Genomic DNA, 8,756 nt, shown 5'->3' with positions numbered 1-8,756 from the left:
TCAAGGTGGAAAAGAAGTAAATATACCAGCATTCAGAGTAAATGTTGTAGATACAACTGGTGCTGGGGATTCGTTTAACGGCGGATTTGCAGTCGCTCTAAGCAAAGGTCTTACTATGGATGCTGCATGTAAATATGGCAATGCAGTTGCTGCGTTATCTACGACAAAGCTAGGCGCGCAAACGGGTATGCCAACGGAAAACGAGGTTAAGAATTTCATAAAAAATAACGGGTAAGCATTAAATTGAGAAAATAGTATATTTGGAATTTTGAAGTGATTTTTTTAACATTAAAAAACTTTAGCGAGGTGAAAAAATTGAATATTCTTTGGGGTTTAATCGGGTGTTCAATCATATTTTTTATTGCTTATTTAGTTTCTGAAAACAGGAAGGCGATTAATTTTCGTACTATTGGTTTAGGATTTCTTTTACAGCTTGTCTTTGGTTTTATTGTTCTGAAATCAAAATTAGGACAAGAAGCATTGCAAGCAGTTTCTGCTGGTGTCAATAAGGTCATCCATTATGGAGATGTTGGTGTAGCGTTCGTATTCGGCAGTCTTGCAGACAAGGCGGGTCCGGCAGGTTCGATTTTTGCGGTTAGAGTATTAGCAATCATTATCTTTTTATCAGCTTTAATTTCTCTTTTATATCACTTAGGAATTATGCAAATTTTTGTACGAATTATCGGCGGATTTATCTCAAGACTCTTAAAAGTTAGCAAGACAGAGTCAATGTCTGCAACAGCAAATATTTTCGTTGGGATGTCAGAAGCACCTCTTGTCATTAAGCCATATCTGCCATATATGACTAAATCGCAAATTTTTGCTGTCATGGTTGGAGGATTGGCATCTGTTTCCGGTGCTGTCATGATTGGACTAGCTGCGATGGGTGTGTCCATTGAATATTTAATAGCTGCAAGCTTCATGTCCGCACCAGCAGGACTTGTCATGGCTAAATTATTAATGCCGGAAACAGAAACGGACACGGAGATTGATTTAAAGACATTAGCAAACAATGGTGAAAATCCGAAGAAAAGAAATATTCTAGAAGTCATTACTGATGGTGCATTNNAAATAGCGTTTGGCGTTGCCGTCATGCTTATGGCTATTCTTGGCTTAGTTGCTTTCACAAATGGTATCCTTGGCGGAATCGGAGGTCTGTTCGGATTTGAAGGTTTATCTTTAGAAATGATCTTCGGTTATCTATTTGCACCGATTGCTTTTATTATTGGAATTCCTTGGAGTGAAGCAGTGATGGCAGGGAACTTAATTGGTCAAAAATTAGTATTCAATGAATTTGTTGCCTTTTCTTCATTCGCTGGGCAAACAGCTGAATTTTCACAAAAAGCCCAAGCCGTTATCACGTTTACTTTATGCGGATTTGCAAACTTAGGCTCTATTGGAATATTAGTTGGAGCATTATCATCCATGGCGCCAAATCAAAAAGCTGTTATTCAGAAATTAGCTTTTCGTGCGTTAATTGCCGCTTCATTGGCCAATCTAATGAGTGGTGCAATTGCTGGGATTTATTTCTAAAAAAAGTGAGGAGTGATCAGTGTGAAAAAGGTTATTATCGATGTAGATACTGGGGTAGATGATGCACTCGCCATTTTGTATGCGACACAGAGCGAACAGCTTGATGTTTTAGGAATTACAACGGTTTGCGGCAATGTTCCGCTTGAGCAAGTAAATATTAATACACACAGAATGTTGAAATTGCTCGGCATGGAAAACAAAATCAATGTATATAAAGGTGCTTCTCGCCCTCTTCTTAGAGAACCTTATCATGAATTTAGAGTTCATGGAGAAGATGGAATCGGCGGGGCGCTCGATCATATCGATGCGGGTGTACAAGAGAATAGTATCTTTGCTGCTGATTTCATCATCGAGCAGGCGGAAAAATATAAGGGAGAACTGACTCTCATCATGGTTGCTCCATTGACAAACCTCGCTCTAGCGCTTCGTAAAGAACCAAGAGTGGCCCAATGGGTGCAAGATGTTGTGATTATGGGGGGAATCGTGCAATCTTCCGGCAGAGGAAATACATTGCCGACTTCTGAGTTTAATATTTTTGGGGATCCAGAGTCAGCGAAAATTGTCTTCCATTCAGGCATGGACATTACTTTAGTTAGTTTAGATGTGACTAGAAAAGTGATGCTTTCTGAAGAACATATTAATCAATTAAAAGGGACCAAATACTATGAGTTTGTCAAAAATAGTACAGGCGTTTACAGGGAATTTTCTTTAGGCCTATACGGCGTCAATGCTTGTGCTTTACATGATCCACTAGCCGTTGCTGTGGCTTTAGACAAAAGTCTTGTGAAGACAGAGAAATATTATGTTGACGTAGAGACAAAAAGTGACTTGAGCTATGGACAGACAATCTGTGACTTTAGAAATTTATTGAAAAAAGAACCGAATGTAAACATTTGTGTAGATGTAGATCACGAAAGATTTCTTGAACGTTTTATCGAATATTTGAAAAAATAGATAAAGTGATACTTCAATCAGTGGGGGGCTGGCGCATAGGATATGCTAGTTCAGACGTTGTTACAAGAAGTCGCGATTTATTCTCCCTCATCGACCACTGATTGTTAGTTGAACTAATCGGGCATTTACGGGCAGTAAGACTCCCACTTATACTTCATCGATTCCTCTTAGTCATGAAGTGGGAGTCTTTCTGCCCGTTAATCTGCGATAAAATTTTAATTGCCCACCTTTTTTAGGTGGGTATTCGTTATTTTTACAACTTAAGGAGAGGTATACGTGCTTAAAACATATAAATATTCACTTCTTGTTTTTCTTGGGGCATGCAGCTATGGAGTGATTGCATCTATTATAAAACTTGCCTATCATGATGGCTTTACGGTTGGGGAAGTTATTACCAGCCAATATTTTTTTGGCTGGTTAATGCTGCTGGTGTTAAGCCTTCTTTTTTCTAAAAAACGTATTTCATTAAAAAAAGCACTAATTTTAATCCTTGCAGGAACTTCTTCAAGCTTTACTGGTATGTTTTATGGAATATCGCTAAAGACCATTCCAGCTTCCATAGCAATTGTACTGTTATTCCAATTTACTTGGATTGGTATATTAATAGAAAGCCTGGTTGATAAACGACTGCCAAGCAGAGAGAAAATTTTGTCTGTTGTGATTCTATTAATTGGCACTGTTATGGCTAGTGGTATAATAGGTAATAGTTTTTCCACCCTTGATATGAAGGGGATTATTTTTGGTTTATTGTCAGCTATTACATTTTCATTATTTATATTTAGTACTGGAAGAATTGAAGCCGATGTTCCCTTTCTAAATCGGGGGGCATTAATGACGACTGGCGCTTTAATTATATTGATGCTAACTTTCTCACCATCATTTATATATAATGGTTCCATGGCAGAGGGATTATGGAAGTATGGTATTTTATTAGGCTTACTAGGAGTAGTAATACCTATTAGTTTTTTTGCTATTGGTTCACCGAAAACAGGATCTGGATTGGCTACGATTCTAGGAGGTGCCGAACTTCCTACTGCCATCATTGCCTCCATTATTGTATTGAAAGAGTATGTGTCATTTCTTCAATGGGGCGGAGTATTGCTTATTCTTTTAGGAATATCCGTAACACCTATTAAACAATTAATAAAAAGTAAAGTTAAACTTCAATAACTTTGGAACAAAGAACCTGTCCAAAAAGTCACTTTTAAGGGAATTTGGTAAAAAAGGCGAACTGTGATAATCTGCGTTCGCCTTTTTATAGTTCACATGAAAAACACTATTATTACCCTTTAATTTCTACGGCTTTTGCTGTTTCTACTTTTCTATCAAACCCGCTCAAAAGTATTCCAATAACTGCCCCAGCAATAGCTGGTACAATCCATTCTAATCCAACTGAGTAGAATGGAAGAATCGCTCTGACCGATTCTAAAGATCCTAAGTCTAAGCCAAATGTTGTTAATCCTCCCATAAGTGCAAATACCCCTGTAAATAACACTGTGCTTCCGTATACTTTTCTTGAATTTTTAAAGAAGCGATTAAAGAATGTTAAAGTAATTAGCACGATTGTTAATGGATAAGCCGTGACTAGGAATGGTACTGAAAATTTAAGAATTTGATTTAAACCAAGATTTGAGAGTGTAAACCCAATAATTGTTAAAGCTAAGACAAGGGTTTTATAGCTAGCAGCCGGTATAACTTTCGAAAAATACTGTCCGCAAGCTGTTGTCAATCCAACACATGTTGTAAAACAAGCTAAAGTGAAAATTAAGCCTAATAAAGCTACACCGCCGGAACCTAATAAAAGGGTAGAGGCAGATGTTAAAATGTCTGTACCCGTTTCATAGGAAGAGGCATCTGTCATTTTTCCACCGATTAATCCAATGCTTACATATACAACGGATAGCAATCCTCCAGCGATGACTCCAGCCTTTAGTGTAAAGCTAGTTAATTGTTTTCTGTCCGTGATTCCTTTTTTCTTAATAGCACTAAGTATAACAATCCCGAATGCTAACGCAGCAAGGGCATCCATTGTGTTATATCCTTCAATAAAACCTTTAGAGAATGCGCTCGATTGATAAGCTTCACTTGGCGAACTAAGTGGTGCATCTAATTTCATAAAACCAATTGTACATAAGACCACCATTGCTAGAAGCAGTACTGGCGTGATAAAGCGTCCCATATATTTTTCCATTTTAGTAGGGTTCAAGCTGACTACATATACTAAGGCGAAGAACACTACTGAAAATAGGACGAGAACGACTGAGCTGTTCCATGATTCTTTTAAAAATGGTTTCACGCCCATTTCGTAGGCAACATTAGCGTTTCTTGGAATCGCTAGAAATGGTCCGATTGATAGATAGACAGCAACCATGAAAACTGTGCTAAATACTGGATGCACGCGATTTCCGATTGTAGTTGCTCCATCTTTTACTAGCGATACGGCAAAGAGAACTGCAAACGGCAAACCAACAGCCGTTAAAATAAAGCCGGCCATCGCAAACCAAAAAGATGTGCCAGATTCAGAACCAAGAACTGGAGGGAAAATTAAGTTTCCTGCACCAAAAAACATTGAAAATAGCATAAGGCCAATAAATAATGTGTCTAACTTTTTCATAAAAACCCACTCCTTTTTTATATTTGAATAACAAAAAACTCGTCCCTATAGTAGGGACGAGTTATCGCTCGCGTTACCACCCTTATTCCGTAAAAATAAATCAAAAAATTACGGCACTTAAGTCAACGTACAATTATACGTGATCCATGGTAACGGCGGAAACCCGTCAAAGCTTACTGACTTCAGCTTTGCATCTCGGAGATGACTTCGGACAAGTTCTGAACATCGGCTCTCACCAAATACCGATTCTCTGTAATTCAGGCTGCTTATCTTACTCTTTCTCGTCACTGAATTTATTATTAGAGTAAATTTAGCAAAGGCAAAATGATATGTCAATATAATTTTTTTATTTTTATAAATTAATTGAAATTGGATGATCACCTTATATTTGCTTAAGTCACATAGATATTGTCATACTAAAAAAGAAATTGGCATAGTTCCAAACATATACTTAATTCTTGAAAAGATCGGGGGCATCCAAATGTTAGACCATATCCAGCAGGTAATGCGTCAGCTTGAAGTTGATTATGATATAAAGGTCCTTTATGCATGCGAAGCAGGAAGTCGTGCCTGGGGGTTCCCATCTAAAGATAGTGACTACGATGTTCGTTTCATATATGTACACCGAATGGACTGGTATCTATCCATTGATCAACAGAGGGATACGATAGAAATTCCGAATCGGGATGCTGTTTCAATTCCGATTGATGATCAATTGGATTTAAGCGGCTGGGAGCTCACGAAGGCGTTGAGATTATTAAGGAAATCCAATCCGTCTCTTTTCGAATGGTTACACTCTAGTATTATTTATGATGAATTCTATTCAACCATCAAGCAGATACGGCTGATGGCACAGAATGTATTTTCACCTGTGAATGGGATAAATCATTATGTTAGGATGGCAAAAGGGAATTTCCGTGACTGTATTCAAGGGAATGCACGAAAAATTAAGAAATATATCAATGTATTAAGACCACTTCTAGCAGCCAAATGGATAGAAAAGTTTCAAACAATACCTCCAGTTAACTTTCATATTTTGTTTGAAACGCTTATTTCTCCAGGAGAAGTGAAAGAAGAAATTGTTAAAATTATTCAACACAAAATGGACGGAGAAGAGTGGGGCACAGACTTGAACATAGGCGTCCTCCATTCATTTATTCAAAAAGAAATTGAACGTCTCGAAGAATTTGGAAAAAGGAGACATTGCGGTGTTCCAAATCCAACTAATGAACTCAACCAGCTTTTCCGAGATACATTGAAAGAGGTCTGGGAATAATTTTGCCCAGATCTCCTCCAATTGAGAGCATTGCAAACTCCCTTATTGACTACTTAACTATCTCATCAACTTTTGAAGATGCTCCTTTACATACGGCCATTCGTCGTGCGTGATACTGTATATAACCGTATGTCGGGCAGTGCCATCTTGGCGAATCATATGATTGCGCAGGATCCCTTCTTTTTTGCCGCCAATTCGTTCAATGGCCTTTTGAGAACGGAAATTCTCATGATCTGTTTTCAGTTGAACGCGATGAAGACCAAGATTTTCAAAGCAGTATTCTAGCAGCAAATACTTACAATTTGTATTGATATTTGTACGCCAATACTTTGTATTCAGCCATGTGTAACCGATTTCTAATCGCTTATGTTTTAAATGTAAATCTAGAAATCTAGTGGAACCGATAATTTGCTTTGTTTTTTGATCGATAATGACAAATGGATATTCTGTTCCTTGCTCTTTATTGGTCAATGCATTTTGCACAAATTCAACCGAATCTGCTTTAGTTGCGATGTTCAGGGTCATATGCTTCCAAATTAATTCATCCTGTGAAGCTTCAAAAATACCATCTAAGTCATTTTGATCCAATTCCTTTAAGCAAACAACCTCATTTTCTAATATAATTTTTTCCATAAATAATCACTCCTTTCCTCCATTTAATTGAAATTTTGGTATGATGAAAATAACCAAAAAGAAAAATAATGACCATACCAAAAGGAGAAATAAAATGGAACTGCCAATATATTTAGTGCAAGGAAAGCCTATGTATATCCAAATCTATGAACAAATAAAAAATGCCATTCTAAAAAAAACAGTTCTTCCACATAGCAAGCTTCCTTCAAAACGGCAGCTTGCTACACAGCTTGATATAAGTGTTCATACAGTTCGTGAAGCGTATGAACAACTTTTGGCGGAAGGCTATATTATCAGTAGTGAGCGGTCAGGCTATTTTGTGTCTGCCATTGAACAAGAATGGCAACCGATCACAAAGAATATGCCTATTCAGGAATCTTCTGTATGTTTGAACCAAGAAGGATTAATTGATTTCAATTCTGGACATGTGGATTCAGTCCATTTTCCATTTCAGATTTGGAAAAGATTGATTCGAAAACATATGGAAGAAGGGAATTTAGTGAGTAGTCCGTGGCAGGGGGAATGGGCGTTGCGGACAGAAATTGCCAAATATGTAGGGCGTTCACGCGGTGTCCAATGTGAAGCAGACCAAGTATTCATTTATAGCGGAACACAAATGCAATTACAGGATATATGTCAGTTTTTCGGAATGGAAACACGTATTGGTATGGAGGAACCTGGATTTATACGGGCAAAGGCTGTATTTGCTAAGCTAGGACTGACAGTGACTCCTATTCAAGTAGATCACTTTGGGGTATCCATCCCTAATAAAAAATTAGATTTGGTATATACCACACCTGCCCACCAGTTTCCACTCGGAATGATCATGTCGCTCGAAAGGCGGGTCGGTTTATTAAAATGGGCCAATGAACATGAAAGTTTTATTATTGAAGATGACTATGACTCGGAATATCGCTACAAAGGGTTGCCGATTCCGGCTTTGGCACAAATTGATCAACTTCAGCATGTTATTTATTTTGGGTCATTTTCAAAATCTTTCATTCCTTCCATTCGAATGAGCTATATGATAATACCCAAATCTTTAGTTATTGCATTCGAAAAATTTAATGAACAGCAAAAATCAACTGTCTCCCGTATGGATCAGCTAGCAGTGGCAGATTTTATGAAAGAAGGCCACTTTCAACGGCATCTTGCCAAAATGCGTACGACTTATCGGAAAAGACTTCAAGTATTATTAGAATCCATTGAAACCTACTTGCCAAAGGAGTTTGAAATAATCGGGGAACATTCAGGTTTACATATTGTTCTTAAGCTGCTCCCTTACCTCACAGAACAATGCGCAATTCACCAGGCGGTAGAGAGAGGAGTCCGTACTTACCCGGCGTCCATATCATTTATAAAAAAACCGAAAACTCACATGGTGATCCTTGGATATGGGGGGCTTACAATAGAAGAAATTAAAGAAGGAATTCAAAGATTATCAGAGGCGTGGATATAGGGGAGGGGGGTTGTTCCTCCTTATTTTGAAATAAAGGAAACCTAATTTCGATGGACTGGACATTATTCTCTATGTTTGGTCCTTTTTCATTATCATTAATTTAATCGTTTTTCTAATCCATTCTTCTTACCACCCATTGTCACGGATTTTTCGCGTTGAAGGGTTCTAAGAAGGCTTTTAAACACCCTTCGTCACCGAATTTCCGCATTGAAAGGCTCTGAGGAGACATCTAAACTACCTTCGTCCCAGAAATTTCCTGTTGAAAGGCTCTAAGGAGACTTCTAAAA

8 protein-coding genes and 1 other annotated feature are annotated in these 8,756 nt (G+C 37.9%); of the genes, 6 read left to right on the top strand and 2 right to left on the bottom strand.

Going from position 1 to position 8,756, the window contains the following annotated elements; all coding sequences use genetic code 11:
• The 4 genes from V7149_RS07455 to V7149_RS07440 form a co-directional block, all read left to right on the top strand.
• The coding region (locus V7149_RS07455; RefSeq protein ID WP_335345021.1) for a carbohydrate kinase family protein at nt 1-235 on the top strand (235 nt) is incomplete at its 5' end.
• Nucleotides 236-273: 38 nt separating this feature from the next.
• Nucleotides 274-1,533: a NupC/NupG family nucleoside CNT transporter gene (locus V7149_RS07450; RefSeq protein ID WP_438824095.1), complete on the top strand. Its 1,260-nt coding sequence runs from the start codon at nt 274-276 to the stop codon at nt 1,531-1,533.
• A gap of 21 nt (nt 1,534-1,554) precedes the next feature.
• Nucleotides 1,555-2,487 (top strand): nucleoside hydrolase, encoded by a 933-nt coding sequence (locus V7149_RS07445; protein ID WP_335345019.1) that lies wholly within the window; start codon nt 1,555-1,557, stop codon nt 2,485-2,487.
• 276 nt (nt 2,488-2,763) lie between these two features.
• Complete coding sequence (locus tag V7149_RS07440) at nt 2,764-3,657, top strand: EamA family transporter (protein ID WP_335345018.1); 894 nt, start codon at nt 2,764-2,766, stop codon at nt 3,655-3,657.
• Between the two features lie 112 nt (nt 3,658-3,769).
• On the opposite strand, the gene brnQ is transcribed toward V7149_RS07440, so the two are convergent.
• A complete protein-coding gene (gene brnQ, locus V7149_RS07435) occupies nt 3,770-5,101 on the bottom strand; it encodes a branched-chain amino acid transport system II carrier protein (protein ID WP_335345017.1) in 1,332 nt (443 codons plus the stop codon).
• 49 nt (nt 5,102-5,150) lie between these two features.
• Nucleotides 5,151-5,398, bottom strand: a binding site (T-box leader).
• 184 nt (nt 5,399-5,582) lie between these two features.
• On the opposite strand from brnQ, the gene V7149_RS07430 reads away from it, so the two are divergent.
• Entirely contained in the window at nt 5,583-6,377 is a 795-nt protein-coding gene (locus tag V7149_RS07430; RefSeq protein ID WP_335345016.1) for a nucleotidyltransferase domain-containing protein, read from the top strand.
• Nucleotides 6,378-6,434: 57 nt separating this feature from the next.
• Here V7149_RS07430 and V7149_RS07425 read toward each other — a convergent pair whose 3' ends face one another.
• Nucleotides 6,435-7,010, bottom strand: coding sequence for a GNAT family N-acetyltransferase (locus V7149_RS07425; RefSeq protein WP_335345015.1), 576 nt, complete (start codon nt 7,008-7,010; stop codon nt 6,435-6,437).
• Between the two features lie 94 nt (nt 7,011-7,104).
• Here V7149_RS07425 and V7149_RS07420 point away from each other — a divergent pair, with 94 nt between their 5' ends.
• Nucleotides 7,105-8,469: a PLP-dependent aminotransferase family protein gene (locus V7149_RS07420; protein ID WP_335345014.1), complete on the top strand. Its 1,365-nt coding sequence runs from the start codon at nt 7,105-7,107 to the stop codon at nt 8,467-8,469.
• Nucleotides 8,470-8,756: the final 287 nt, after the last annotated feature.

The organism is Bacillus sp. JJ1503 (assembly GCF_036965125.1).
Taxonomy (GTDB): domain Bacteria; phylum Bacillota; class Bacilli; order Bacillales; family Cytobacillaceae; genus Cytobacillus.
Note: the sequence above shows the minus strand (reverse complement) of the source record. Positions and strands in the feature narration are given on the sequence as shown.